Below are 24,324 nucleotides of genomic sequence, written 5' to 3'. Positions count from 1 at the left end.
GCACGCCCGTACGCCCCACCCGTGCTTCGGAAGCGCACCTGACCACCTGATCTTGACAGTGTCTGATGGGTCATCAGGTGATGTGTCTCGATTCCATTGACTTCTCTCGGCCCGCGGCCGTCAATGGCGCCCTCTCATCTCCCTCAGGAGGGGCCCCCATGCGCTTCACACCACGAAGACGGCGTCGCTGGACCGCCGCCCTCGGTGCCACCGCGCTCGCGCTCACCGCGGGCGGGGCGCTCGCCGCCCCGGCCGGCGCGGCCACCACCGCGTCCTCGGCCGTGGACTTCGCGACCCACTGCGTACCGCCGCCGATCGCCGGCATCCCGCCCATCGACGGCACCACCACCGCCCAGATCACCGTCGACAACGCGGCGCCCAGGGTCGGCGACACGGTCACCGTCACCTACACGGTCACCAAGCCCGCCGCCTCCAACCCGGTCGACCTCGCGCTCCCGGAAAACATCATGACCCCGAGCGGCAAGGTCACCCTGGGCGGCGCCCAGACCGGATCCGTCACCGTCACCGGCGAGAAGAAGAACCCGCCCGTCCCCGGCAAGGGCGCCTTCCCGCCGTTCTCCATGACCGGCACCTTCACGGTCACCGCGCCCGGCGCGATCGCCCTCTCGCCCGGCGACTACAACATCCACACCTCCTACATCATGGAGCTGGACACACCCTGCACCGTGTCCAGCCCGCCCGCGCCGGTCTCCGAGACCGTCACGGCCACGGCTCTGCCCGGGGCCAACGAGCGGGCCCTCCAGCTCGACAACGCCTCCGGCGCACCCGGCGCCCGGGTCACCGTCACCGGTACGAAGTTCACCCCGCTCGCCGAGGTCACCGTCGGCGGGCGGGCCGGTGCCGCCGAGACCGCCGACAAGATGACGGTCACGACCGACAGCCAGGGCGGCTTCGCCGCGCGCCTGACGGTCGCAGACCTGGCCACCACCGGGATCGTGGCGTACGAGGGTGCCGCCTGGGACGCGGAGAAGGGCGCGGGCCCCGTCGCGTACCAGGTCATCGACGACACCCCCGCCCCGCCCGGCAGCCAGAGGATCAGCGCCACGGTCAAGGCCGGCACCCTGTCGATGACCCAGGCCGGCGACGCCGTCCAGCTCTCGGCCGTCGACTTCGGCACGGGCGGCGCGGCCACCGGCGCGCTGCGGACGGTGACCGTCAAGGACTTCCGCGGCGGCCCCGCCGGCTGGTCCCTGACCGGCAAGGTCACCGACTTCTCCGGCCCCGGCGGCGCGTCCGTCGGAGCGGGGAAGCTCAGCTGGACCCCGGCCTGCGCCACCAAGGCCGGCAGCCCCAGCACCTGCGCCGCCGGCTCCGCGGGACCCGTCGGCAGTACGGGCGCGACCCTCGCGTCCACGCCCAACGGCACCGTCACCGGCGGCGAGTTCACCGTCGACGCCGGGCTCTCCCTCGACGTCCCCGCGTACACCGCGCCGGGCTCGTACGCGGGCGTGCTCACGCTGACGCTGTCGTGAGCTGTCGTGAGCTGTCGTGAGCCGTCATGAGCTGTCCTGAGCTGACCTGACCGCTCAGCGGGCCGGGCGCGCACCCGGTCGGCCCGCTCCCCACCCCGGGAGCCGCACCGTGCGTCGCAAGCTGTACGTACTCCTCCTGAGCACCGTCCTCGCACTCCTTGGCCCGCTGCCCGCCGCCGCGCCCGCCTCCGCCGCCGAGAACGGCGAGTGGGCCGTCTACCCGGCCGCCTCCCAGCTCGGCAGCCGCCCGTACTTCTACCTCTCCGCCGACCCCGGGACCACCCTCACCGACAAGGTCACCGTCGCCAACAAGACCGCCGGCCCGCTCACCTTCCTCCTCTACGGCGCCGACGCCTACAACACCGAACGCGACGGCGGCTTCGCCGTCCGCACCCGGCAGGAGAGGCAGACCGGCGCCGGCGCCTGGATCAGGCCCGCGCGCGCCCGGGTCACCGTCCCGCCGCGCTCGGCCGTCACCGTGCCGTACACCCTCACCGTCCCCGCCGACGCCGAACCCGGCGACCACCCCGGCGCCGTCGTCGCGCTCGACGAGCGGATCGCGAAGGGCGGCTCGGGCCGGGACGCCCTCGCGCTGGGGGTGCAGCGGGCCGTCGCCGCACGCGTCTACCTGCGGGTCGGCGGACCCACCGTCCCCGCCCTGTCCGTCGAGGACGTCACCCTCAGCCAGGACCGGCCGCTCGTCCCCGGCACCCGCACCAGCCGCGCCGTGGTCTCGTACACCCTCCACAACCGCGGCAACGTCACCCTCAACCCCCGGGTCGCCCTCAAGGCCCAGGGCCTCTTCGGCCGTACGCTCCTCTCCCGCGACCTGGAGCGGCTGCCGGCCGAGCTGCTGCCCCGGCAGAAGATCCGGCTCACCGAGCAGTGGACCGGCTCGCCGCAGCTCGACTGGGGCGACGTGACCCTCACCGCCACCGCCGAGGACGTGCGCGAGTCCGGCCGGGTGGGCTTCCTGGCCCTGCCGTGGCTGCCGCTCGGAGTGCTCCTCCTCGGCTCCGCCGGAGGGGCCGTCGCCCTGCGGATCCGCCGCCGCCGGGCGCCCGACCGGGCACTGGGTACGTGAGGCGGGCGCTCATCGGGGACAATGGCCCCCATGAGCGTTCGTACCCCTGAGACCGATGAGAACACCGCCCCCTTCCGGGCGGGCTTCGCCTGCTTCGTCGGGCGCCCCAACGCGGGCAAGTCCACCCTCACGAACGCTCTCGTCGGCCAGAAGGTGGCGATCACCTCCAACCGGCCGCAGACCACCCGCCACACGGTCCGCGGCATCGTGCACCGCCCCGACGCCCAGCTCGTCCTCGTCGACACCCCCGGCCTGCACAAGCCGCGCACCCTGCTCGGCGAGCGCCTCAACGACGTCGTGCGCACCACCTGGGCCGAGGTCGACGTGATCGGCTTCTGCCTGCCCGCCGACCAGAAGCTCGGCCCCGGCGACCGCTTCATCGCCAAGGAGCTCTCCGAGATCCGCAAGACGCCGAAGGTCGCCATCGTCACCAAGACGGACCTGGTCGACTCCAAGACCCTCGCCGAGCAGCTGATCGCCATCGACCAGCTCGGCAAGGAGCTCGGCATCGAGTGGGCGCAGATCGTGCCGGTCTCCGCCGTCGGTGACAAGCAGGTCCAGCTCGTCGCCGACCTGCTCGTCCCGCTGCTCCCGGAGTCCCCGCCGCTCTACCCGGAGGGCGACCTCACCGACGAGCCCGAGATGGTCATGGTCGCCGAGCTGATCCGCGAGGCCGCGCTCGAAGGCGTACGGGACGAGCTGCCGCACTCCATCGCGGTGGTCGTCGAGGAGATGCTGCCCCGCGAGAACCGCCCCGCCGACCGGCCGCTGCTCGACATCCACGCCAACGTGTACATCGAGCGCCCCAGCCAGAAGGGCATCATCATCGGCCCCAAGGGCAAGCGCCTGAAGGAGGTCGGCATGAAGTCCCGCAAGCACATCGAGGCCCTGCTCGGGACCCCGGTCTTCCTCGACCTCCACGTGAAGGTCGCGAAGGACTGGCAGCGGGACCCGAAACAGCTCAGGAAGCTGGGCTTCTAGCCCGGCCGCCCACCGCGTGTCAGCATGACGCGGTGACGCAGATCATCAAGGGGGGAAATCTGCCGGTCCCCGGGCAGATGTGGCGGGTCGCGGTCGTCCGGCGGGCCGCCGGTGAAGGGGTGCCGGCGGTCGATGCCTCGGCGCTGCTGCTCGATGCCTCGGGCCGGGTCCGGGGCGACGGCGACCTGGTCTTCTACAACCAGCCCGGGCACGCGTCCGGCGCGGTGCGCCTGGTCGGGCAGGTACGGGACGAGGAGCAGCGGGTCGCCGACTGGCTGGAGATCGACACCGAGCGCGTGGAGCCCGCCGTCCAGCGCATCGTGATCACCGCCTCCAGCGACGACGGGACGTTCGGCCAGGTGCCGGGGCTCCACATACGGACGGTCAGCGCCGGGACCGGCGAGCAGCTGGCGCTGTACGAGGTCGACGACGCGAGCACCGAGACGGCGTTCGTGCTCGGCGAGTTCTACCGGCGCGACGGGGCGTGGAAGTTCCGCGCCGTGGGCCAGGGGTACGACTCCGGGCTCGTCGGCCTGGCCGAGGACTTCGGCATCGTGGGCAGGGACCCCGACGAGCCCGCTGGCAACGACGAGCCCGCCTCCGCCGACGGCCCGCGAGAGGCCATTCCCGAGGAGTTCCTTGCCAAGGTCCGGGAAGCCGAGGCCGCCGTCCCGGCGCAGGTCCCCGTATCCGGCCCCCTGCGGGTCGGTCCGCTGTGGGACACCGACCTCTTCGGCGAGGACTTCCCCGAGTTCGTCCGCAGCGGAGAGGGCAAGGCCGAACTCACCGTCGACGTCACCGTCCCGGCCGGCTTCGTCGTGGTCGACTCCGCCCGGTGGGGTGACGGCTACTTCTCGGTGCACACCGTCGACGAGAAGGGCGAGAGCGCGACCCTGCTCGCGAACACGACCCTGGAGGACTTCGAGGGCCGGGCCGTGCTGCGGCACGACGGCCGGAGCCCGTTGCGCCTGCGCGTGAACGCCTACAAGCGTGACTGGACGGTCGCCGTCCGCCCCGTGAGCACCGTGGACGAACTCGGCCGCGGCGCCACGGGGCGGGGCGCCGACGTGCTGCTCTACACGGGGCCCGCCGGCCTGCTCGCCGCCCGGCTCCGCCCGGTGTCCGACCACGCGTACTTCCACGTGCAGGGCTTCGAGCCGGACGGTAGCCGGCACCTGCTCACCAACGCGGCGGCCAGGCGCCCCAAGGACCTGCGGCCGCTGCCCGAGGGGCCGCTGCTCGTGCAGGTCATGAGTGCCGAGGGTGACTGGTCCGTGGAGGTCCGGCCGCCGAAGGAGAAGGGGTCGGGCAGGTTCTGGCGCCGGGGCTCCCGCTAGCCGTCGCCCACGCGCCCTACACGCCTACGCGCCTTCCTTGAGGACCCTCGTGACGAGGGTCCTCTGCGCGTCCGTGAGGTGGGGGTCGCAGCAGCGGACCGTGCGGCCGTCGACGGTGATCTCGTACGAGAAACCGTCCGGCACACCCCGGCCGTCGCTGTTGCCGTCGCCGTCGCCGTCACCGCCGCCCTCCGCGAGGACGGTGGCGGCCAGGGACTCCCACTCGGGGTCCGGGTCCGAGACCTCCACCTCCGCCGACCGCTCGATCCCCGCGAAACCGCCCGTGCGCCGCACTCGAATCCGCATGGGTTCTGTCTACCAGCCGGCTCAGTCGGTCGGCACGCCCACCACCGACCAGGCCTTCAGGACCGCCCGGACCTCCTCGCTCTCCTCGCCCCCGCCTCCGTAGCGCGCCTTGGCCGCCGCGACCGTCGCCGCCGCGAAGTCCGCGAACCGGGCCTCCGTGTCCAGCGTGCCGCCGGCCATCACGTCGTACCAGATCTGCCCGGCCCGCTCCCACGCGTTGCCGCCGAGCTCGGTCGCGAGCAGGTAGAAGGCGTGGTTGGGGATGCCCGAGTTGATGTGCACGCCGCCGTTGTCGGAGCTGGTGCGGACGTAGCCGTCCATGGTCGCCGGCTGCGGGTCCTTGCCGAGGACGTCGTCGTCGTACGCCGTGCCCGGCTCCTTCATCGAGCGGAGCGCCGTGCCCCGGTCGACGGCCGGGCCGAGCAGCCCGGCCCCGATCAGCCAGTCGGCCTGCTCGGCGCTCTGCCCGAGCGCGTACTGCTTCACCAGCGAGCCGAAGACATCGGACACGGACTCGTTGAGCGCGCCGGACTGCCCGTAATAGGCGAGGTTCGCGGTGTGCTGGGTGAAGCCGTGGGCGAGCTCGTGGCCGATGACGTCCACCGGGAGGGTGAAGTCGAGGAACAGTTCTCCGTCCCCGTCGCCGAACACCATCTGCTCGCCGTTCCAGAAGGCGTTGTCGTACTTCTCGTCGAAGTGGACGGAGGCGAGCAGCGGCATCCCGGCGCCGTCGATCGAGTCCCAGCCGTAGTTCTTCAGGAAGAAGTCGAAGGTGGCGCCGAGACCGGCGTACGCGCGGTTCGCGGTGGTGTCCTCGATCGCGGGGTCGCCCTCGCCGCGCACCTTCACGCCCGGCAGCGTGGTGCCGTTCTCCGCGTCGTACACCGTGCGGCTGGGGCGGCCGGAGGCCTCGCCGGGCAGGGTGGCGACGGCGGACGCGCGGGCCGAGCGCTGGGTGTCGTCGACCGCGAGGGTGCGCCGCGCGGCCGCGGCGATCGCCGGGTCGGCGGAGCCGGCGAGCCGCTCCAGGACGTGCGGGGGGACGATCGAGCAGAAGACAGGAGTGTGGGGTGTCATTGCAGCAATGTGGCACTGAGTGGTGGCGGTGTCACGACCTGCGACGATGATTGGCGAAATGGAGTGATGGGTCACCTTTTCCGATTGACGTCCCAGCCGTCCCGCATACTGAAACGGGACGTCCGCCTCCGCCGGGCCTGGGCTACAGTGACGCACATCATGCGTTTCGGGCTGCTTCTCCTTAGCTGCCGCGGCGAGGGCCTGTAGTCGTAGGCCGACCCCCTCCCCGCGGGTTTCGGTGTTGCGTTCGACAGTCGGCCGTCCGTTTCTCAGGACCTCCGAGGAGCCCTACGCAATGTCTCAGTCGCCCTTCATCAGCCGCCCGACGCCCGTCACCAACGCGACGCACTTCCAGCAGCCGTCCGGGATGCCCATCCACAAGTACGGGCAGTACGAGGCCGTCGCCATCCCCGACCGCACCTGGCCCGAGCAGCGCATCACCAAGGCGCCCCGCTGGCTGTCCACCGACCTGCGCGACGGCAACCAGGCACTGATCGACCCGATGAGCCCGGCCCGCAAGCGCGAGATGTTCGACCTGCTGGTGCGCCTGGGCTACAAGGAGATCGAGGTCGGCTTCCCGTCCTCCGGCGAGACCGACTTCGCGTTCGTGCGCTCCATCATCGAAGAGGGCGCGATCCCGGACGACGTCACCATCTCCGTACTGACCCAGGCCCGCGAGGACCTGATCGAGCGGACCGTCGAGTCCCTGGTCGGCGCCAAGCGCGCCACCGTGCACCTGTACAACGCGACCGCGCCGACCTTCCGCCGGGTCGTCTTCCGCGGCTCGAAGGACGACATCAAGCAGATCGCCGTCGACGGCACCCGCCTGGTGATGGAGTACGCGGAGAAGCTGCTGGGGCCGGAGACCACCTTCGGCTACCAGTACAGCCCGGAGATCTTCACCGACACCGAGCTGGACTTCGCCCTGGAGGTCTGCGAGGCGGTCTGCGACGTGTGGCAGCCCGGCCCGGGCCGCGAGATCATCCTCAACCTGCCCGCCACCGTGGAGCGTTCGACGCCGTCCACGCACGCGGACCGCTTCGAGTGGATGTCCCGCAACCTGACCCGCCGCGAGCACGTCTGCCTGTCCGTCCACCCGCACAACGACCGCGGTACGGCGGTGGCGGCGGCCGAGCTGGCCATCATGGCGGGTGCGGACCGTATCGAGGGCTGTCTGTTCGGGCAGGGCGAGCGGACCGGAAACGTCGACCTGGTGACCCTGGGCATGAACCTGTTCAGCCAGGGCGTCGACCCGCAGATCGACTTCTCGCAGATCGACGAGATCCGCCGGACCAGCGAGTACTGCAACCAGATGGAGGTCCACCCGCGCCACCCCTACGCGGGCGACCTGGTCTACACCGCCTTCTCCGGCTCCCACCAGGACGCCATCAAGAAGGGCTTCGACGCCATGGAGGCCGACGCGGCCGCGAAGGGCGTCACCGTCGACGACATCGAGTGGGCGGTGCCGTACCTGCCGATCGACCCGAAGGACGTCGGCCGCTCGTACGAGGCGGTCATCCGGGTCAACTCGCAGTCCGGCAAGGGCGGTATCGCGTACGTCCTGAAGAACGACCACAAGCTGGACCTGCCGCGCCGCATGCAGATCGAGTTCTCGCGGATCATCCAGCAGAAGACGGACGCCGAGGGCGGCGAGGTCACGCCGAAGGAGATCTGGTCGGTCTTCCAGGACGAGTACCTGCCCAACCCGGACAACGCGTGGGGCCGTATCCAGCTGCGCTCCGGCCAGTCGACCTCCGACACGGACGGCACCGACACCCTGCGGATCGAGGCGGTCGTCGACGGCGTCGACACCGTCCTGACCGGCTCCGGCAACGGCCCGATCTCCGCCTTCTTCGCCGCGCTGCAGGAGATCGGCGTGGACGCGCGCCTGCTGGACTACCAGGAGCACACCATGAGCGAGGGCGCGTCCGCGCAGGCCGCCTCGTACATCGAGTGCGCGATCGACGGCCGGGTCCTGTGGGGCATCGGCATCGACGCGAACACGACGCGCGCGTCGCTGAAGGCGGTCGTGTCGGCGGTGAACCGCTCGGCCCGCTGACGCGACGCCGTCCGGCACCTTCCCGCGGACACCGCCCCGCACCCCGCTCCGGGGTGCGGGGCGGTGTCGTCTCCGGTGTCGTCTCCGGCCTCGGCTCCGGCCACCCCGGAGGGTGATCTCGCGCCGGCCGGTTCGTCCATCGGACCTGCCCGAGACCTGCGGCACGGCGAAAACACGGCGGAAACGGTCCGGCGGGTCTCGGCCAAGTCCGGGTTCTTCTGCTGACGAGGTGCTGACGCCACATCATCGATGTGGCTAACATCACGCCAACGCCGGCAGCGTTGCCGGGTCGTAAGGAGGTGCGGCGTGCGGTCGTCAGCGCGGAAGTCTCGTGAGCGAAGCCTGGTTCTCTGCGGAATCCGTACCTCCTGGAACACGATCGGCGACGGCGAGTTCTACTGCGAGGAGTGCGGCGGCGACCGCAACTACCGCCGCCGCACCGGCCGCCGCCGGTTCGCCGTGCTGGGCGTGCCGCTGCTGCCCCGCGGGCACACGGGCCCGGTCGTCGAGTGCGCCGCCTGCCACACCCACTTCGGTACGGAGGTGCTGGCCCAGCCGACGACCAGCCGCTTCTCCGGCATGCTGCGCGACGCGGTGCACACCGTGGCCCTGGCCGTCCTCGCGGCCGGCGGCACCTCCTCCCGTACCGCCGTCGACACCGCCGCGACCGGGGTCCGCGCGGCCGGCTACGCCGACTGCACCTCCCTCCAGCTCGTCGAACTGGTCGAGGCCCTCGCCGCCGACACCGGCCGCTTCCTCCCGGACGTGAGCAGCGGCGGCGCGGCCCTCGCGATCGAACTCCACGAGGCCCTCGAACCCCTCACCCCGTACCTGGCCGCGGCCGGCCGCGAATCGATCCTGCTGCAGGGCGCGCGCATCGCCCTCGCGGACGGCCCGTACACGCCGGCGGAGCGGGAGGTCCTGACGACGGTCGGCAACGCGCTGACGCTGTGCGCGGACGACACGGCGAGGCTGCTGGAGACGGCGCGCAAGGTCGGCTGAGCGGGGAGGCCGACCGGGCCGGTTTCGTACGGGTACGGCGCACGGCCGCACGGGCCGTGTCCGGGGCCGGGGAAGCGTTCGCGGGGCGTAGGCCGGATCTCGTACGAGCTCGGCCAGCTTTCGCACGGCGTACGGCTGCACGGCGCACGGCGGGGGCGCCGTCATGAGGTGGCGAGCCGCGCGGCCGTGCCGCGGCCGTGTCCGGGGCCGGGGAAGTCTCGGCAGGGTGTAGGCCGGGTCTCGTACGAGCTGGGCCGACTTTCGCGCACGGCGCGGGTGCCGTCACGAGGTGGCGAGCCGCCTGGCCGCGCGGGCCGCGTTCGGGGTGGCGCCCAGGCGCTCGAAGGCCGCCCGGGCGGCGCGGAGTTCGTGCCGGGCGGCGGTCTCGTCGCCGTTCGCCCGGTCTGCCGCCGCGAGCAGCAGCCGTACCCGCGCCGCCTCGTACGGAACGTCCAGATCGAGCCAGAGCGCGAGCGCGCGCCGCAGCGGAGCCGGGTCGCCCGTCAGCGCACCGCGTGCGCCCGCGGCCGGAGCGGCGAGCAGGGGCGCGTCGGGCGCGGCGAGCGCCTCAAGTTCGGTGACGGCTCCGGCAGCCGCGCCGTGCGCGCCCAGCACGAGGGTGGTCTCGGTGAGCGCGGCGAGCAGCCGGGCCCGGCCGAGCCGGTCGTGGGCCGGGTCCGTCTGGCAGTCCAGCGCGAGCCGGAGCCCCGCGAGCGCCGCGTCCGGGCGCCCCTGGGCGAGCCGCAGCAGCGCGAGCCCGGGCTGGGGCACCCGCCCGAGCCCGTACGCGCGCGCGTACGAGCGCTGCGCCTCCGCCGTACGCCCCTGCCTCCGCCGTATCTCCCCGAGGGTGTACGAGGCGTCCGCCGCCGCGCCGAGCGTGTCCGGCCCGGCCTCCTGCCAGACGAGCCGCACGGCCTCCTCGGCCTGCGCCCAGGCGCCGCGGAGGTCGAGGACCTGGAGGTGGTGGACGCGGCAGAGCGGCCGGAAGGGGTGGGGACCAGGGGCGGGACCAGAGGGAGGACCCGCGCACCAGGTCATGGCGGCCTGCGACCAGGCGGCCGCGCGGCGCAGGTCGCCCGCGCGCAGGGCCTGCCCGGGAGCGAGGGAGAAGAGCCGGCCGGTGACGGTGGAGCCGAGGGCGCCGGCCGTCGCGGCGCCCATGGCGGCGTCGAGGAGGGCGAAGGCCTCGGTGCGCCGGTCGTGGGCGAGCAGGAGGGATGCCTCGGCCTGGCGGGCGAGCGCGAGCAGGTCGGGGCTGCCGGAGCGGACGGCGAGCCGGGTGGCCCGGCGGACGGCGGCGAGCGCGGCGGCGGGGTCGTGGTGCTCCTCGGCGTCCGCCGTGTCGGTCCAGGCGAGGAGGCCCTGCTCGGGGCAGTCGGGGCGCCCGTCCAGGTCGTGATGGGCCCGGTGCAGCCAGCCCGCGGCGGCGGCCGGCCGCCCGAGCCGCCGGTACGCGTCGGCGAGCCACCACGCGGTGAGCCCGGCGCCGCGCGGATCGCCCGCGGCGACGTAGGCGGCGTGGGCCCGTAGCCGGGCGGAGACGGACTCGTCGATCCGGCCGGACCACCAGGCGGCGTCGGAGAGGAGGGCGAGGCCGTCGGGGCCGAGGGGCCGCCCGTGGAGGAGGGCGTAGGTGGCGGGCCAGTCCTCGCGGTCGGCCGCGGCCTGCGCGAGGGGTGTCGTATCGCGCTCGGCGCGGTGCTCGGCAGCGGCCATGAACGGCTCCTTCCCGGCCCCATCAGGATAGGACCGGGAAGGAAGCAACGGCTCGGTCAGCCGAGGTCGACGCCGCTCGCGCGGAGCATGTCCTCACGCTCGACGATCTTCACGCGCTCGCGGCCCTGGGGCTCGCCGAGCGCCTTCTCGGCGGCGTCGAGCTTGTACCAGCCCTCCCACGTCGTGTACGCGATGCCCTTGCCCTCCAGGAAGGACACGACCGCGTCCTCCGCCGGGGACTCGGGGGTGAGGAGCCGGCCGTTGGCGTGGTCGTCGAGCAGGTTGGCCACGGTCTCGTTGGCGTCGCCCTTGGTGTGCCCGATGAGGCCGACGGGGCCGCGGCGGATCCAGCCGGTGACGTACGTGGACGGCATGGGCGCGCCGCCCTCCTCGATCACGCGGCCGCCCTCGTCCGGGACGGTGCCGGTCGTGGTGTCCCAGGGGAGCTTGGGCAGCTCGTCGGAGAGGTAGCCGACGGCGCGGTAGACGGCCTGGACGTCCCAGTCGGTGGTCTGTCCGGTTCCCTTGACGTTGCCGGTGCCGTCGAGCTCGGTGCGCTCGGTGCGCAGGCCGACGACCTTGCCGTCCTCGCCGAGGATCTCGACGGGCGACTCGAAGAAGTGCAGGAAGAGCTTGTGCGGGCGGTCGCCGATGTCGCGGATCGCCCAGTTCTCCAGGGTCTTGGCGACCATGTCGGTCTGCTTGTTCTTGCGCCGCTCGGCGATCGATCCCTCGTCGTAGTCGATGTCCTCGGGGTTGACGATGACCTCGATGTTGGGGGAGTGGTCCAGCTCGCGCAGCTCCATGGGGCTGAACTTGGCCTGGGCCGGGCCGCGGCGGCCGAAGACGTGGACCTCCAGGGCCTTGTTGGCCTTGAGCCCGTCGTAGACGTTGGCCGGGATCTCGGTCGGCAGCAGCTCGTCCGCGGTCTTCGCGAGGATCCGGGCGATGTCGAGGGCGACATTGCCGACGCCGAGCACGGCGACCTTCTCGGCCGACAGGTCCCAGGTGCGCGGGACGTCCGGGTGGCCGTCGTACCAGGAGGCGAAGTCGGCGGCACCGAGCGAGCCGTCGAGCTCGACGCCCGGGATGCGGAGCTCGCGGTCGGCCATGGCGCCGGTGGAGAAGACGACGGCGTCGTAGAACGCGCGCAGGTCGTCGAGGTGCACGTCGGTGCCGTAGTCGACATTGCCGAAGAGCCGGACCTGCGGCTTGTCGAGGACCTGGTGGAGGGCGGTGACGATGCCCTTGATCCGCGGGTGGTCGGGCGCGACGCCGTAGCGGATGAGGCCGAACGGCGCGGGCATCCGCTCGAAGAGGTCGATGGACACACCCGGCGCGGCGGCGGCCTCGGACTTCAGCAGCGCATCAGCGGCGTAGATCCCGGCGGGGCCGGCGCCGACGATCGCGACCCGGAGGGGGCGGGGCATGACAGGTTTCCCTTCGCAAGCGACGCGACGGCGAGGGATCGCCGCGCTTAGGCCACCCTAAATAATGCGGCAAGCTGCTCGGTACCTGACCCCGGTCTATGGCCCCATAAGGCAGACTTATGACTTCCATAAGTGGAGGCGAGGTCGCCGAGCTTACGGGACGGGGAAGGGCGAGGGATGCCGGGGGTGGCGGGGGGCAGGAATCAGGGACGGTCAGCCGCTGAAGGCGGGCAGGGCCAGGAGGTACGTCCCGTAGTCGAGGAACCCCGCGACGACGGCGACGACGAGGAAGACCGTCAGTCCGAACGCGTGCTCGCGCCAGTCGGTGCGGACGATGGCGTTCCTGGGGTTCCGCGGGTGATAGGCGATCTGCACGGGCCTGCCCTTGTTGCTGCCGCCGATGTAGCGGGTCATGCCGTCGGTGGCCGTGAAGGCGTTGGTGGTGTCGCCGCCCCGGAAGACCTGCCGCCCCTCCACGGTGATCCCGTAGCGGGGCAGGTACCACGCCCGCCACTCCCCGAGCAGCCCCATCAGAGTGACGTAGGTGACGCCGACACCGGCCTCCCCGAGGAGCAGCGTCGCGATGCCCCGGCCCCAGTTCTTGTCCAACAGCCCGACGGCGACGGCGAGGATCGCGACGGCGACGCAGCCCGCGTACGCCGGCCCGCGGAGGGACGGCAGCCCGGCCTTCACCTCGGTCTCGTCCTCGTCCTCGTCCGTCTCCTCCTCCTCGTCGAAGACCAGACTCCGCGTGACGACGAGCGTCGCGCCGTCCACCGTCTCCTCGCCCGCGGTGCGCTCGGGCAGTGCGGCGTTCACGGCGTCGGCGAAGACCGACGCGGCGGCGGCGCTCACGTCCGTGACCCGGTACGCCGTCGGCTCGGCCCCCGCCGGGGCGGTCAGCTCGACCGCGAGGTCCCGCCGCTCGGCCCGGACGCGCGCGATCGCGGCCAGCGGGATGCGCAGCTCGGCATCCGGGCGGCGCAGCACCAGCTCCTCGCCTGCGGAGCGGAGCTCGGTGCCCCGGTCACCCTGGAGGACGGGTATGGACGAAGAGATCGACATGCGCGTGATCGTAAGGCGCGAACTCCTCGCCGGTGAAGGGGATGTGGGGGTTTCGGTCGGGGCCGATGGTGTCGTACCGTCCGCCTGTGAACCTGGTGACCGGAGTCCTCGTCTGCTTCATCGTCGCGTCCGTGCCTGCCTTCTTCTTCGGCCTGATGCTGATCTCCGGCGAGCGGCACGAGCGGAAGCGGATGACGGGCCTGTGCGAGTCCGGCGTCGAGGTCCAGGCGAAGCTGATCAGCCTGGTGCCGTTCGGCAAGAACGGCTACGCGAGCGTGACGTACGAGTTCGAGACCGCCACCGGCACCGTCCGACACAACAAGGGGGCGAATCGGGGCCCCGCGCACGTGATCGGCCACGAGTACCCGATGGTGTACGACCCCCAGAACCCGAAGAGCGTGCACCTGGGCGACATGGCGGCCGCCCGCAAGGAGCGCAAGCGCCGCCAGGGCGACGTGCGCGGAGCGCAGCGGTTCGCGCTGCTGTCCCTGGCCGTGGGCGTCCTGGCGACGGTGGGCCTGATCGTCAGCCCCTCCTGAAGAAGCGCCCTAGGAGCCGAAGGCGTCGGCCGTGATGGCCACAAGGGCCGCCACGCCGCCGAGCCCGCAGAGGAGCAGGAACGTTCCGCCCCAGATGTCGAAGCGCTGGAAGAACCCCGGCTTGAGGGTGAAGACGTCCGCCGGATCCTCCGGGTCGTAGACGATCTCCAGATACGGTCCGGAGGCGAAGCTGGACACGGTGCGGGCCATCCCGGCCCGGTCCACATAGAGGAACGTCCCCGGCACGTTGGCCGGCCGGGCGAACTCCTTCGTGCCTCGCTTGCGCACCTGACGCCGGTGGAACCACGCCCCCAGCCCCATCCACGCGGCCACGAGGCACAGGCCCGCCACGACCCCGACCATGACGATTCCGACGACATGGACGGCGGTTCCTGCCACCCCGTTGATCACGGACAGGACGACGACCGCCCCGAGACAGCCGAGCGCGAACCACTTCACCCGGCGCATGTGCCCCCGGTACCAGCGCGTCTTGATGGTGTCGAGGACGACGAGGGAAGCGCCGTCGACCTCCTCGTCCGGCTCGGGCTCCAGCAACAAGGAGTTCACACCGTCGGCGAAGGCGATGGCGGCCGCCTCGTTCACCCCCTCGATCCGGTGCGCCGCAGGCGCGGCCCCGGCGGGAACCCTCAACTCGACGATGACGGACCCCCCTTCGGCCCGCACCCGGGCCACGGCCCTGCCGGGGATGTTGAGCTCGTCGTACGGGCTCCGCAGGAGCAGCCCCTCGGGGAGGGCGCTCAGATTGGTGCCACCGTTGCCCTTGAGGACGGGTATGGAGGAGACGATCGACATGCGCGTGATCGTAGGGCGCGAACTCCTCGGCGGTGAAGGGGGTGTGGAGGTTTCGGGCGGGGCCGGTGGTGCTGATGGGGCCTGTGGTGCCGCACCGGCCGCGCAACGGCCGGAATCGACCGCCGCCGATTACCAACTGCAACGACTGTCTGCGCAAGTTGGTAGATTCGGTGGCGCGTAGGCCGACGGCCGGCGCCTGATCGACCGGAGGACGGGGGTCCCATGGCGTGGGAAGAGTGGGAAAGGGCCAAAGCAGTAGTAGCGGCCCGTGAGAGCACGCGGATGCGGCTGAACCAGGCCGGGGCGAGTGGATCCGGTGGGTCCGGAGCCGCGGATCTCGTCGTACGCCAGGACGACCTCGGCGCAGTCGGGCACGAGGCGTTCATTCTCCATGGCGAACTGAGCAAGAAGGCCGACATCGCGGCCGCAGGGTCCGGCAACGAGGCTTCGGGGTCCACCATGCGGGCCGCCGCCGCGCTCAAGAGTCACCACCTGGAGCTGGGTTCGGAGCTCGAAACGACTGTCGAGGTCTGGACCTCACAGGTCAAGCATGTCCTCCAGGCGGCCGCGCACATCTCCAACCACCTCGACTACAGCAAGAAGATGCACGCCCGCGACGACACCCAGATCGCCGCCGACCTCAAGGGGCGAACCGGTCCGGTGTCCGTCTCCGCGCTGAACGAGTACTTCAAGTAGGGGGGAGCGGGGAGCGATGGGTGACTTCACCTATTCCGACCTGATGGCACTGGACCTCGGCAAGCTGGCCACGGCGGTCTCCGACTGGGAGTCGATGGTCGCCGACCTGGCCAAGCTGGCCACCGCTACACGGGACGGCCTGGTCAAGAAGTCCGACGGGGCCGACTGGAAGGGCGTCAACGCGGACGTCACGCGCGAGTTCGTGCACAAGACGGCCAAGGAAGTCGCCGATCTTCAGGCCGAGGCGACGAGCATCGCCGCCGTACTCGCTGATGCGCACGCCGAGTTGGCGAACTATCAGAAGCAGGCCGGAAGTCTTACCGAAAAGGCGCGTAGGGGCGATCCCAGCCATAATCCACCGGACCCCTCCCTCATCATCGTGGACGGACCGGGCGGCACCGTCCGGGTGATGGAGGCGATCTGCACACCGGAGGGCACGAACCAGCGCACCAAGGATTACATCCAGTGGTACGTCGACACGCTCAACGGAATCGTCCAGCACGCCGCCGAGGTGGACGCCGCGGCGGCGCGCGCGCTGCGCAAGAGCCACGGCAATGACCCGCACAACGCCGGGCACGCCAAGTACACCTCCTTGGACGAGGAGCAACTGCCCCGTGCGGAGGAACTGGCCGGCCTGGGCGGCGATGCCGACGCGAAGCAGCGCGCCGAGCTGAAGCGTCTGTGGGAATCGCTGAGCCCCGAGGCGCGGGCACGTCTCTGGCTCGCGAAGAAGGAAGACCTGATAGCGGCGGGTGTGCTGGGCACTACGGTGCCGCAGATCGCGGCCGACGCTGGGGCGGGGCGGCATGGATCGGAGTCGCCTGGCTTCGAGGAGTGGTCCACCAAGCGCAAGATGGAACTGATCTTGGCGGGCGCCGACATGAAGGGGATGACGGACGCATCCCGCCATATGACGCATTACCTTGGCAGCAGCGGCACTCCAATGAGCCTGCCGGTGGACAAGATGATGGCGGACGTCCCCGAATACAAGGCGTACGTGGACGAGACAGTGCGGCTCAACCAGCACACCTGGCGCCAGCAGGCCCTTGAAGAGTTCCGGAAAAATGGTGGCAAACCAGTCGCCTTTCCGGTGGAAGCGCGCCAGGAAGAGAACTTCTACTTCGGGCAGAATCTCGACGAGAACTGGTATTACGCGGTGGGTGGGGCCAACCACAACGTGACCGGTGTGGTCACAGCGGTTCCCGACGCCCAGGGCAACCCGAAGATCGCCGTCGATTACCAGGCGAATGTCTGGGACCGGTACAACTGGGACGAGGGCAAGGGTGTGGACATCGGCCCGCTGAACGTCCCGGACGGACAGATGGCGAAGTTGCACCGGACCGGGCTCGCCCAGGAGTTCGCCATGGCGGGCAGCAGCGAGGTCAAGCACTACGATCTCGGCTCGTCGCAGCCGAACGGGGACCCACTCCCGGGTCCCGAGGAAAGCAGGGACGGACGCATGGAGCCCGGTCGGGAGCAGACGAACCGCACGGCCCACAGGGGAACGGAGAGGGTGGGGGCCCGATGAACGGCTTCTTCTCTCGGCGGGGTCACTTCATGGCGGGTGTCATCGGTGCCGTCGTAGCCGGCGGATTACTCCTCGGCGGCTGTGGTGATCCTGACCGAGGGGTGGACAGCGGGGAGAGCAGGGTGAAGGACGGGCGGTGGGCCGAGGGGGTCACGCCCGCGTGGATGGCTGAACACATGAAGATCGACGTGCCGGCCACGGCCAAGACCGCTCAGGCCGCGTATCACGTCCAGTCCCAGTTCGACACCGGGCTGCTCACCTTCACCCTGACGAGGGCCGAGGCCGAGGATTACCTGAAGAAGAATCCGCCGGAAGGCATGTGGTTGACGCCGGAGAAGGCGGACCCTGACACGCGATACAGGGACTTCACCCAACTCGGCCTGCCGGAGCCGGAGACGTTCAAGGACGGCATGCGGTACGGCACAGTCTGTGCCGGCGACCCCGTAGACGACCCGTACGGGACTCAGGACGGGGCTTGCGTCAAGCTGTATGCCCACGAGTACGCCCCGGACAGAACCCGCATCTACATCCGCGACTACTTCGAACCGGGCATCAGCCCCCTCCCGGATGCGCCCAAGCCCTAGGTTTGGCCGGGTGAGCGGATTCCTTGAAGCGGTGCGGGCGTCGTACGACACCGTGGCCGACGTGTACGCCGAGACCGTGCCGCCGCCCGAGCGGCTCGATCCGCTTTCGCGGGCCGTGCTCGACGTGTTCGTCGGGGAGATGGCGGGGGTGGGGCTCGTCGCGGACGTCGGGTGCGGGCCCGGGAAAGTGGCCGGGTATCTGGCGGCCGGCGGGGTGCGGGTGTCGGGGTGGACCTGTCGGCGCGGATGGTGGCGATCGCGCGGCGGGCGCGGCCGGACGTGCCGTTCGTCGTCGGGTCGATGACCGCGCTCGGGGTGCGCGACGGCGCGCTCGCGGGCGTCCTCGCGTACTACTCCACCCATCACACGCCCCCCGAGCACCTCCCCGCCGTCTACGCGGAGTTCGCCCGCGTCCTGGCTCCTGGGGGCCGCCTGATGCTCGCCGGCTCGGCCGTCGCCTCGGCCCGCGTGAGGCGCCAGACCCGGAACTCCTCGCCCTCTTCCCCCTGCGCCCGGTCCACCTCGGTGAACCCCAGGCGCGCCGGGACGCCCGCGCTCGCGTGGTTTTCCGGCAGGTGCATCACCAGGAGCTGCCGTACGTGTGGCAGCCGGAAGCCCTCGGCCGTGAGCGTCCGTACGGCCCTGGTGGCGACGCCGCGCCCCGTGGCGGCCGGATGGAGCCAGTACCCGATCTCGTACGTCCCCGGGGGCGTGTCCTCCTGTACGTGCAGCCCGCACGCCCCGACGATCGCCCCGTCCAGCACGACCGCGTACGTGTAACTCGTCCCCGCCTCCCAGTCCCTGTCCCGCCGCGACAGGAACCCGGCGGTCCACTCCGGGCTGTGGTCGTCGACCCAGTCCATCCACGGCCGCAGATGATCGACGGACTCGCCGAGCACCCGGTGCAGTTCGGGCAGGTCCGCGGGGTTCACGAAGCGGCGGAGGGTGAGCCGGTCGTCGATCGCGACCGCGTCCCGCGGGCACGTCATGCGTATCCTCCCAAGAGGATCATCAGGGTGCAGAGGCCGAGCGTGACGCCCCACAGGAGCAGCGCCCCGAACGTGATCACCACCCGCGTGAAGACGGGATAGACACCGACGTTCTCAGCGGGGTTGTCCGGGTGGTAACAGATTTCGATCTCGCTCGCGTACGCCTGCCGGGTGTGGTTGTACGTCATTCCGCTCAGGTCCGTGTACTCGTAGAACCCCGTCTTGCCGTACGAGTTGTTGCGCACGGCCATCACCGTGATGCCGCGCCGGGGGAGCACCCACATCTGGAAGATGCGTTCCGTCAACATCCCGCTGCACAGGTTGAGCAGCACCGCCACGATCCCCAGGACGACCGAGAGCGGGAGCGCACCCGGCTCTCCCGCCCGCACCACCAGCACACTCGTGGCGACGGTCGCCCCGACACCGGGAACCAGCGCCAGCAGGATCCACCCCAGCGCCCTCGCCTTCCGCGCCGTGCCGATCTGCGGCAGGTCCTCGGCGGGGGCGGCCGGACGGAGCGAGCGCGTCGTCACGAGCGTCGCGCCGTCGAGCGACGGGTCGGGCTCCGGCAGCCTGGACAACTCCCTGCCCACCGTCGTCGCGAACAGGTCGACCGAGGCCTGGTTGACGCCCTCGATGCGGTGGGTGGCCGGCGTCGCCCCGGTGGGGGCGTGCAGCTCGACGGTGAGGGCCCGGCCGTCCGGGACGAGGTCCCGGACGGCGCGAAGGGGGATGCGTATCTCCTCGTCCTCGCGCCGCAGCGTCAGCGACGTGCCTTCGTGACGCAGGACGGTCTGGTCCTTGCCGCGCAGGACGGGCGTGGAGGCGGTCGTCATCTCTTCAGGCCGGCGACGAACGCGGCCCAGGCGGCGGGCGGTACGAGGAGGGCGGGGCCGGTGGGGTTCTTGGAGTCGCGGACGGGGACGACGCCGGGGACGTTGTCGAGGACTTCGACGCAGGAACCGCCTTCGCCGTTGCTGTACGAGCTCTTGCGCCAGGCGGCGCCGGTGAAGTCGTACGAGACCTCGACGCAGTCGCCGCCCTCACCGTTGCTGTAGGAGCTCTTGAACCAGTGGGCGTTGCTCAGGTTGAACTCGCGCATCGTCTGAAGTCCTCCGCCGCCGACTCGATCAGGGCCAGGGACGCCTCTGGCGACAGCGCGGCGACCCTGAGCAGATCGTAGGCGCGCTGTGCGCGCTTCACCACTGCCGGATCGTCGAGCAGCGTTCCCGAAAACGATGTCTCCGTATAGGCCGTTGGTGGCTGGTCGCTGAACTCCAAGAGCTGGAGCATGCCGCCCATCGAGGCGTGTTCCCCGGTCGTTCGCGGCAGCACCGTCACCACGAGCCACCGCTGCCGGATCAGTGCCGCGATGTGGTCCAGTTGCCTCGCCATCGCCTCTGGGCCGCCGACCGGAGCGCGTACCGCGTTCTCGTGCAGTACCACCCAGTACTCGGGCCTTGTAGCGTCCTGGAGGATCGCCTGTCGTTCGAGTCGCGAACTGACCTTCTCCTCGATGTACTCCTCCGTCACGAACGGATTCGCCGCCACCGTCACCGCTCGCGCGTACTCCGCCGTCTGCAACAGGCCCGGCACCACCGTCGGCGCGAACTCGCAGATCTTCGTCGCCACCGCCTCAAGCTCCGCCACCTCGTAGAAATACGAGGCATACGGCGACGCGTTGATGAGGTCGCGACAGGTCCGTTCGAAAATACCGCTGGTTTGTAGCGCCTCGTCGATTCTCTGTGCCACATCCAGCTGCGGCTTTCGCACACCCTGCTCGAACAGCCCGATGTACGCCCCCGACACGAACACCCGTCTGCCCAGCTCGCTCTGGGACAGCCCCGCCGCCTCTCGGCGCTCCTTCAGGAGCTCACCGAAGAACACCCACACTTCGTCCCGCTTGGCCTTGGCCATGGATTAACTCCCCAACGCGACACCGCAGTTGTTTCCCCCGCGCGTCTGCCGATTCTACGGAGCCGCCACCACTCTGGATGCGAAAAGCGGGAAATGGATTCGGAAAGGATCGCGTTGGTGAAAGAAGAGAGCATGCGGCCGACGGAAACGGATGTGGCACGAGAGGCGGTGAGGGAATTGCGCGATGCGCTCCGGCGGGTCGGGGTCGTCCTGCCATCGCTCGGGCTCGACGCCCTCACCCTTGCCGCCGATCCTCCTCGGCCGCTCGTCGAACTGGGGCGCTGTACGGCCGCGACGGCACGGCTGCTCGCCGCAGCGCTCATGGCCGCAGCGCTCGTGAACGAAGGGGGACGCGAATGAAACCGCCCATCGGCGCGTACGTCGTCGAGATCGTGACCGGCAGGGTCGGCACCGTCATGGGGCACGAGGGGCCCTATCTCCAGCTCCGGCCGATCGGTGGCGGGCGTGAGTGGGACTGCGAGCCCGACGGGGTGCGGGTCGCCACGCCCGGGGAGCGGCTGCGCGCCTCCACCGCGCACGCGAACGCGCGGAGCCGGGGGGAGGTGCCCTGAGGGGTGGAGGGGGGCACGGAGGGGCCTGTGGGGAGTGCTGCTCCCCACAGACCCCTCTCGTCGTCTGTCGGACGCGGGTCAGTGCGCCGGCGTCAGAACTGCTCGACGAAGTACGGCTCGACGGTCATGTACCCGTTGCCGCGGGCGCCGTAGAGCGTGCCGCGGCTCTGCTGGGCCAGGGTGTACCAGGAGTCGACGTAGTCGGGGTCGTCGGTCCACCAGTCGTCCGGCATGGCGTCGAGGATCGCGTTCACCAGCGGGATGTAGGCGCCCTGGTCGGTGATGGTGAGGAGCACCGCGGCGATGGCCTTGGCGAGGTCGCGGTAGTTGGTGCTGCCGTCCTCCTCCATCATCACGGCGTCGGCCAGGTTGTACTTGTAGTTCGACCAGTTGACCAGGATCTGGTTCGGCCGGTAGACCGTGCCGTCGCTGTCGAGGTACGGCATGTCGACCGGGTCGACGCGGACCTTGCCGTCCTGGCCGAAGCCGCTGACGAGCGTGTAGATCTCGGCGTCGCCCTTGATCCAGGGCTCCTCGTCGTCGTTCAGGTGGACCGCGGTGATCTTCGTGGTCCAGAAGCCGGCGGTGGCCGCCATGGTGTGGGTGGGCGTCGGCTGCGCGGACTCGACGCCGGCCTTCGTCAGTTCCTGCTTCATGACGTCCAGGCCGGCCGCCAGCGCCTTGGTGCTGTCGATGTCGACGACGTACACCGGCTGCGCGGGCGCCTTGCGGGCGTCGAGCCGGTGGGCCCGGCCCTGGCTGTCGTACGCGGTGATCGTGGCGGCGTCGTCGTCCGCGACGGCGGCGGCGACCCACGGGGTGGCGCCGGCCGAGAGCGCGGCGCGCATCGACGGGGCGCCGAGGCGCAGCCGGAGCAGCGAGCCGGTCTTGGAGTCCAGCCCCTTCGCCGCGGCGATGTCGTGGTCGGCGGCGGTGAGCCGGGACTTCAGCGCACCGCTCGCCTTCTCGGCGACCGGCACCTCGGCCCCGCCGGACTTCAGGGTGGCCGCGCTCAGGCTCCTGCTCCAGGCGGCGTCGCCGAGCGAGCGCGCGATGTCCTGGGCCGCGCGGTCCTGGGCGGAGGTGACGGCGGCCTTGGTGGCGGCCGCGGAGGCGGAAGCCGAAACAGGCGCCGGCGCCGGGGTCGGGGCGGCGGTGGCCGCGGAGGCGGCGCCCAGGGTCTGTGCCGCGCAGAGTGCGACGAGGGTGGCCGCGGTGGCGGTGAGGGTGCCGCGTCGTCGGGTGGGACGAGGTCTCACGGTGATCGCTCCTCCGGTGGGAGTGGTCGGTGATACGACGTGGTGGTGCGACGGTGGGGGTGCGGGCGATGAGTGCGGACGATCTATGCGGGTAGAAAGTTTCCTCAGGCATCATCATGACGAGGGCATGTCATACACACAAGGTCTGCAGGCTACTCGCGGGTGAACTTCCCGCTGCCGGACGGTAGTTGGCTGATTCCCGTAGGTCCTGTGGCCGTACGGCGCCGCCCCTGCCCGCCCCGCGCCGGGCTGTCCGACCCGTACGGGACAATGGGCCCATGAGCCTGTTCCGCGACGACGGCATCGTGCTGCGCACCCAGAAGCTGGGTGAAGCGGACCGCATCATCACGCTGCTCACGCGCGGTCACGGACGCGTACGCGCCGTCGCGCGCGGGGTGCGGCGGACCAAGTCGAAGTTCGGGGCCAGGCTCGAACCGTTCTCGCACGTGGACGTGCAGTTCTTCGCCCGCGGGAGTGAGCTGATCGGGCGCGGGCTGCCGCTCTGCACGCAGAGCGAGACCATCGCCGCGTACGGCAGCTCGATCGTCACCGACTACGCCCGCTACACCGCCGGCACCGCCATGCTGGAGACGGCGGAACGGTTCACCGATCACGAGGGCGAGCCGGCCATGCAGCAGTATCTGCTGCTCGTCGGCGGACTGCGCACCCTCGCGCGCGGCGAGCACGCCCCGCACCTCATCCTCGATGCCTTCCTGCTGCGCTCGCTCGCCGTCAACGGCTACGCGCCCAGCTTCGAGGACTGCGCCAAATGCGGACTTCACGGCCCCAACCGGTTCTTTTCGGTCGCCTCGGGTGGAGTGGTCTGCGCGGACTGCCGGGTCCCCGGAAGCGTCGTACCCTCTGCGGAGGCCGTTGGCCTGCTCAGCGCGCTGCTGACCGGCGACTGGGAGACGGCGGACGCGGCCGAGCCGCGTCACGTCAGGGAGGGCAGCGGACTCGTGTCCGCTTATCTGCACTGGCACCTGGAGCGCGGCCTGCGTTCCCTGCGTTACGTGGAAAAGAGCTAGGAGACACCACCCATGGCCATCGCACGACTCCTCGGGCGCCAGCGTCGGGAGTACAGGACCCCCGAGCCGCACCCGTCCGGTGCCCGCCCGCCGAAGCTGCAGTCGGAGCTCGTGCCCGAGCACGTCGCGATCGTCATGGACGGCAACGGCCGCTGGGCCAAGGAGCGCGGGCTGCCGCGCACCGAGGGGCACAAGGTCGGCGCCGAGAAGGTGCTCGACGTGCTCCAGGGCGCGATCGAGATGGGTGTCGGGGCGATCTCGCTGTACGCCTTCTCCACGGAGAACTGGAAGCGTTCGCCCGAGGAGGTGCGCTTCCTCATGAACTTCAACCGCGACTTCATCCGCAAGACCCGCGACCAGCTCGACGAGCTCGGCATCCGGGTGCGCTGGGTGGGCCGCATGCCCAAGCTGTGGAAGTCGGTCGCCAAGGAGCTCCAGGTCGCGCAGGAGCAGACCAAGGACAACACCAAGCTGACGCTGTACTTCTGCATGAACTACGGCGGGCGCGCGGAGCTCACGGACGCGGCGCAGGCGCTCGCGGAGGACGTGAAGGCGGGCCGGCTCGATCCGGCCAAGATCACCGAGAAGACGATCCAGAAGTACCTCTACTACCCGGACATGCCGGACGTCGACCTCTTCCTGCGCCCCAGCGGCGAGCAGCGCACGTCCAACTACCTGATCTGGCAGAGCGCGTACGCCGAGATGGTCTTCCAGGACGTGCTGTGGCCCGACTTCGACCGCCGCGACCTGTGGCGGGCGTGCGTCGAGTTCGCCCAGCGCGACCGGCGCTTCGGTGGGGTGGACCCGGCGGACCTCGCGGTCCTCGAGAAGTCCTGAGGCCGGGAC

General features: G+C 70.9%; 25 protein-coding genes and 1 pseudogene. 15 read left to right on the top strand and 11 right to left on the bottom strand.

Going from position 1 to position 24,324, the window contains the following annotated elements; all coding sequences use genetic code 11:
* Positions 1-158 precede the first annotated feature (158 nt).
* From AB0C73_RS18680 to AB0C73_RS18665, 4 genes are all read left to right on the top strand, one after another.
* Positions 159-1,493 carry a beta-xylosidase gene (locus tag AB0C73_RS18680; protein WP_362530957.1) on the top strand — a complete coding sequence of 445 codons (1,335 nt, stop codon included), beginning with the start codon at positions 159-161 and terminating at the stop codon, positions 1,491-1,493.
* Positions 1,494-1,602: 109 nt separating this feature from the next.
* The gene (locus AB0C73_RS18675; protein WP_362530954.1) at positions 1,603-2,577 is read left to right on the top strand and encodes a DUF916 domain-containing protein; all 975 of its coding nucleotides are present in this window, start codon (positions 1,603-1,605) and stop codon (positions 2,575-2,577) included.
* A gap of 30 nt (positions 2,578-2,607) precedes the next feature.
* Entirely contained in the window at positions 2,608-3,558 is a 951-nt protein-coding gene (gene era / locus AB0C73_RS18670; protein ID WP_362530952.1) for a GTPase Era, read from the top strand.
* A 32-nt stretch (positions 3,559-3,590) separates the two neighbouring features.
* A complete protein-coding gene (locus tag AB0C73_RS18665; protein ID WP_362530950.1) occupies positions 3,591-4,895 on the top strand; it encodes a TerD family protein in 1,305 nt (434 codons plus the stop codon).
* Positions 4,896-4,919: 24 nt separating this feature from the next.
* On the opposite strand, the gene AB0C73_RS18660 is transcribed toward AB0C73_RS18665, so the two are convergent.
* Positions 4,920-5,201, bottom strand: coding sequence for a protealysin inhibitor emfourin (locus AB0C73_RS18660; RefSeq protein ID WP_362530947.1), 282 nt, complete (start codon positions 5,199-5,201; stop codon positions 4,920-4,922).
* Between the two features lie 21 nt (positions 5,202-5,222).
* Complete coding sequence (locus AB0C73_RS18655) at positions 5,223-6,278, bottom strand: M4 family metallopeptidase (protein WP_362530944.1); 1,056 nt, start codon at positions 6,276-6,278, stop codon at positions 5,223-5,225.
* Between the two features lie 295 nt (positions 6,279-6,573).
* Here AB0C73_RS18655 and leuA point away from each other — a divergent pair, with 295 nt between their 5' ends.
* Complete coding sequence (leuA, locus tag AB0C73_RS18650) at positions 6,574-8,337, top strand: 2-isopropylmalate synthase (protein ID WP_362530941.1); 1,764 nt, start codon at positions 6,574-6,576, stop codon at positions 8,335-8,337.
* Positions 8,338-8,643: 306 nt separating this feature from the next.
* Positions 8,644-9,339 carry a TerB family tellurite resistance protein gene (locus tag AB0C73_RS18645; RefSeq protein WP_362530939.1) on the top strand — a complete coding sequence of 232 codons (696 nt, stop codon included), beginning with the start codon at positions 8,644-8,646 and terminating at the stop codon, positions 9,337-9,339.
* Between the two features lie 282 nt (positions 9,340-9,621).
* Here the strand turns inward: AB0C73_RS18645 and AB0C73_RS18640 are convergent, their stop codons facing one another.
* From AB0C73_RS18640 to AB0C73_RS18630, 3 genes are all read right to left on the bottom strand, one after another.
* Complete coding sequence (locus tag AB0C73_RS18640) at positions 9,622-11,058, bottom strand: LuxR family transcriptional regulator (protein ID WP_362530936.1); 1,437 nt, start codon at positions 11,056-11,058, stop codon at positions 9,622-9,624.
* Positions 11,059-11,114: 56 nt separating this feature from the next.
* Positions 11,115-12,488, bottom strand: coding sequence for an FAD-dependent oxidoreductase (locus tag AB0C73_RS18635; protein ID WP_362530934.1), 1,374 nt, complete (start codon positions 12,486-12,488; stop codon positions 11,115-11,117).
* A gap of 213 nt (positions 12,489-12,701) precedes the next feature.
* The gene (locus tag AB0C73_RS18630; protein ID WP_362530931.1) at positions 12,702-13,553 is read right to left on the bottom strand and encodes a hypothetical protein; all 852 of its coding nucleotides are present in this window, start codon (positions 13,551-13,553) and stop codon (positions 12,702-12,704) included.
* Positions 13,554-13,639: 86 nt separating this feature from the next.
* Between AB0C73_RS18630 and AB0C73_RS18625 the strand changes: the two genes are divergently transcribed.
* On the top strand, positions 13,640-14,092 hold the full coding sequence (locus tag AB0C73_RS18625) for a DUF3592 domain-containing protein (protein WP_362530928.1): 453 nt from the start codon (positions 13,640-13,642) through the stop codon (positions 14,090-14,092).
* Between the two features lie 9 nt (positions 14,093-14,101).
* Here AB0C73_RS18625 and AB0C73_RS18620 read toward each other — a convergent pair whose 3' ends face one another.
* Positions 14,102-14,905 carry a hypothetical protein gene (locus tag AB0C73_RS18620; protein ID WP_362530926.1) on the bottom strand — a complete coding sequence of 268 codons (804 nt, stop codon included), beginning with the start codon at positions 14,903-14,905 and terminating at the stop codon, positions 14,102-14,104.
* A gap of 222 nt (positions 14,906-15,127) precedes the next feature.
* On the opposite strand from AB0C73_RS18620, the gene AB0C73_RS18615 reads away from it, so the two are divergent.
* The 4 genes and pseudogenes from AB0C73_RS18615 to AB0C73_RS18600 form a co-directional block, all read left to right on the top strand.
* Positions 15,128-15,601: a hypothetical protein gene (locus tag AB0C73_RS18615; RefSeq protein WP_362530924.1), complete on the top strand. Its 474-nt coding sequence runs from the start codon at positions 15,128-15,130 to the stop codon at positions 15,599-15,601.
* A 16-nt stretch (positions 15,602-15,617) separates the two neighbouring features.
* Positions 15,618-17,129: a hypothetical protein gene (locus AB0C73_RS18610; protein ID WP_362530921.1), complete on the top strand. Its 1,512-nt coding sequence runs from the start codon at positions 15,618-15,620 to the stop codon at positions 17,127-17,129.
* A complete protein-coding gene (locus AB0C73_RS18605; protein WP_362530919.1) occupies positions 17,126-17,713 on the top strand; it encodes a hypothetical protein in 588 nt (195 codons plus the stop codon). The genes AB0C73_RS18610 and AB0C73_RS18605 overlap by 4 nt, the downstream gene beginning before the upstream one ends.
* A pseudogene (locus AB0C73_RS18600) lies at positions 17,697-18,160 on the top strand (class I SAM-dependent methyltransferase); the annotation flags it as partial. The gene AB0C73_RS18605 and the pseudogene AB0C73_RS18600, both read left to right, overlap by 17 nt.
* Here the strand turns inward: AB0C73_RS18600 and AB0C73_RS18595 are convergent.
* Genes AB0C73_RS18595 through AB0C73_RS18580 form a run of 4 tightly spaced genes read right to left on the bottom strand, consistent with a single transcriptional unit; the run spans position 18,106 to position 20,619 of the window.
* The gene (locus AB0C73_RS18595; RefSeq protein WP_362530916.1) at positions 18,106-18,702 is read right to left on the bottom strand and encodes a GNAT family N-acetyltransferase; all 597 of its coding nucleotides are present in this window, start codon (positions 18,700-18,702) and stop codon (positions 18,106-18,108) included. The pseudogene AB0C73_RS18600 and the gene AB0C73_RS18595 overlap by 55 nt on opposite strands.
* Entirely contained in the window at positions 18,699-19,538 is an 840-nt protein-coding gene (locus tag AB0C73_RS18590; RefSeq protein WP_362530914.1) for a hypothetical protein, read from the bottom strand. Before AB0C73_RS18590 ends, AB0C73_RS18595 begins: the two co-directional genes overlap by 4 nt.
* Positions 19,535-19,804 (bottom strand): DUF397 domain-containing protein, encoded by a 270-nt coding sequence (locus tag AB0C73_RS18585; RefSeq protein WP_362530912.1) that lies wholly within the window; start codon positions 19,802-19,804, stop codon positions 19,535-19,537. The genes AB0C73_RS18590 and AB0C73_RS18585 overlap by 4 nt, the downstream gene beginning before the upstream one ends.
* Positions 19,786-20,619: a helix-turn-helix transcriptional regulator gene (locus AB0C73_RS18580; RefSeq protein WP_362530911.1), complete on the bottom strand. Its 834-nt coding sequence runs from the start codon at positions 20,617-20,619 to the stop codon at positions 19,786-19,788. The genes AB0C73_RS18585 and AB0C73_RS18580 overlap by 19 nt, the downstream gene beginning before the upstream one ends.
* Before the next feature lie 132 nt (positions 20,620-20,751).
* On the opposite strand from AB0C73_RS18580, the gene AB0C73_RS18575 reads away from it, so the two are divergent.
* Together AB0C73_RS18575 and AB0C73_RS18570 are read left to right on the top strand one after the other, a co-directional pair.
* The gene (locus AB0C73_RS18575) at positions 20,752-20,979 is read left to right on the top strand and encodes a hypothetical protein (protein ID WP_362531015.1); all 228 of its coding nucleotides are present in this window, start codon (positions 20,752-20,754) and stop codon (positions 20,977-20,979) included.
* Positions 20,976-21,191 carry a hypothetical protein gene (locus AB0C73_RS18570; RefSeq protein ID WP_362530910.1) on the top strand — a complete coding sequence of 72 codons (216 nt, stop codon included), beginning with the start codon at positions 20,976-20,978 and terminating at the stop codon, positions 21,189-21,191. The genes AB0C73_RS18575 and AB0C73_RS18570 overlap by 4 nt, the downstream gene beginning before the upstream one ends.
* 92 nt (positions 21,192-21,283) lie before the next feature.
* Here AB0C73_RS18570 and AB0C73_RS18565 read toward each other — a convergent pair whose 3' ends face one another.
* Positions 21,284-22,450: a DUF3103 family protein gene (locus AB0C73_RS18565; RefSeq protein WP_362530907.1), complete on the bottom strand. Its 1,167-nt coding sequence runs from the start codon at positions 22,448-22,450 to the stop codon at positions 21,284-21,286.
* A gap of 278 nt (positions 22,451-22,728) precedes the next feature.
* On the opposite strand from AB0C73_RS18565, the gene recO reads away from it, so the two are divergent.
* Both recO and AB0C73_RS18555 read left to right on the top strand, forming a co-directional pair.
* A complete protein-coding gene (gene recO / locus AB0C73_RS18560) occupies positions 22,729-23,478 on the top strand; it encodes a DNA repair protein RecO (RefSeq protein WP_362530905.1) in 750 nt (249 codons plus the stop codon).
* A gap of 12 nt (positions 23,479-23,490) precedes the next feature.
* On the top strand, positions 23,491-24,315 hold the full coding sequence (locus AB0C73_RS18555) for an isoprenyl transferase (RefSeq protein WP_362530903.1): 825 nt from the start codon (positions 23,491-23,493) through the stop codon (positions 24,313-24,315).
* The last annotated feature ends 9 nt before the right edge of the window (positions 24,316-24,324 follow it).

It is taken from the genome of Streptomyces sp. NPDC048623, from assembly GCF_040650755.1.
GTDB lineage: Bacteria > Actinomycetota > Actinomycetes > Streptomycetales > Streptomycetaceae > Streptomyces.
This window is presented reverse-complemented; position numbering and strand designations above follow the sequence as displayed.

Coding starts and splice junctions, on each gene's coding strand:
- AB0C73_RS18680 (WP_362530957.1), top strand. CDS start 159: ATGCGCTTCACACCACGAAGACGGCGTCGCTGGACCGCCGCCCTCGGT.
- era (WP_362530952.1), top strand. CDS start 2,608: ATGAGCGTTCGTACCCCTGAGACCGATGAGAACACCGCCCCCTTCCGG.
- AB0C73_RS18660 (WP_362530947.1), bottom strand. CDS start 5,201: ATGCGGATTCGAGTGCGGCGCACGGGCGGTTTCGCGGGGATCGAGCGG.
- AB0C73_RS18655 (WP_362530944.1), bottom strand. CDS start 6,278: ATGACACCCCACACTCCTGTCTTCTGCTCGATCGTCCCCCCGCACGTC.
- leuA (WP_362530941.1), top strand. CDS start 6,574: ATGTCTCAGTCGCCCTTCATCAGCCGCCCGACGCCCGTCACCAACGCG.
- AB0C73_RS18640 (WP_362530936.1), bottom strand. CDS start 11,058: ATGGCCGCTGCCGAGCACCGCGCCGAGCGCGATACGACACCCCTCGCG.
- AB0C73_RS18635 (WP_362530934.1), bottom strand. CDS start 12,488: ATGCCCCGCCCCCTCCGGGTCGCGATCGTCGGCGCCGGCCCCGCCGGG.
- AB0C73_RS18630 (WP_362530931.1), bottom strand. CDS start 13,553: ATGTCGATCTCTTCGTCCATACCCGTCCTCCAGGGTGACCGGGGCACC.
- AB0C73_RS18620 (WP_362530926.1), bottom strand. CDS start 14,905: ATGTCGATCGTCTCCTCCATACCCGTCCTCAAGGGCAACGGTGGCACC.
- AB0C73_RS18615 (WP_362530924.1), top strand. CDS start 15,128: ATGGCGTGGGAAGAGTGGGAAAGGGCCAAAGCAGTAGTAGCGGCCCGT.
- AB0C73_RS18610 (WP_362530921.1), top strand. CDS start 15,618: ATGGGTGACTTCACCTATTCCGACCTGATGGCACTGGACCTCGGCAAG.
- AB0C73_RS18605 (WP_362530919.1), top strand. CDS start 17,126: ATGAACGGCTTCTTCTCTCGGCGGGGTCACTTCATGGCGGGTGTCATC.
- AB0C73_RS18595 (WP_362530916.1), bottom strand. CDS start 18,702: ATGACGTGCCCGCGGGACGCGGTCGCGATCGACGACCGGCTCACCCTC.
- AB0C73_RS18590 (WP_362530914.1), bottom strand. CDS start 19,538: ATGACGACCGCCTCCACGCCCGTCCTGCGCGGCAAGGACCAGACCGTC.
- AB0C73_RS18585 (WP_362530912.1), bottom strand. CDS start 19,804: ATGCGCGAGTTCAACCTGAGCAACGCCCACTGGTTCAAGAGCTCCTAC.
- AB0C73_RS18580 (WP_362530911.1), bottom strand. CDS start 20,619: ATGGCCAAGGCCAAGCGGGACGAAGTGTGGGTGTTCTTCGGTGAGCTC.
- AB0C73_RS18575 (WP_362531015.1), top strand. CDS start 20,752: ATGCGGCCGACGGAAACGGATGTGGCACGAGAGGCGGTGAGGGAATTG.
- AB0C73_RS18570 (WP_362530910.1), top strand. CDS start 20,976: ATGAAACCGCCCATCGGCGCGTACGTCGTCGAGATCGTGACCGGCAGG.
- recO (WP_362530905.1), top strand. CDS start 22,729: ATGAGCCTGTTCCGCGACGACGGCATCGTGCTGCGCACCCAGAAGCTG.
- AB0C73_RS18555 (WP_362530903.1), top strand. CDS start 23,491: ATGGCCATCGCACGACTCCTCGGGCGCCAGCGTCGGGAGTACAGGACC.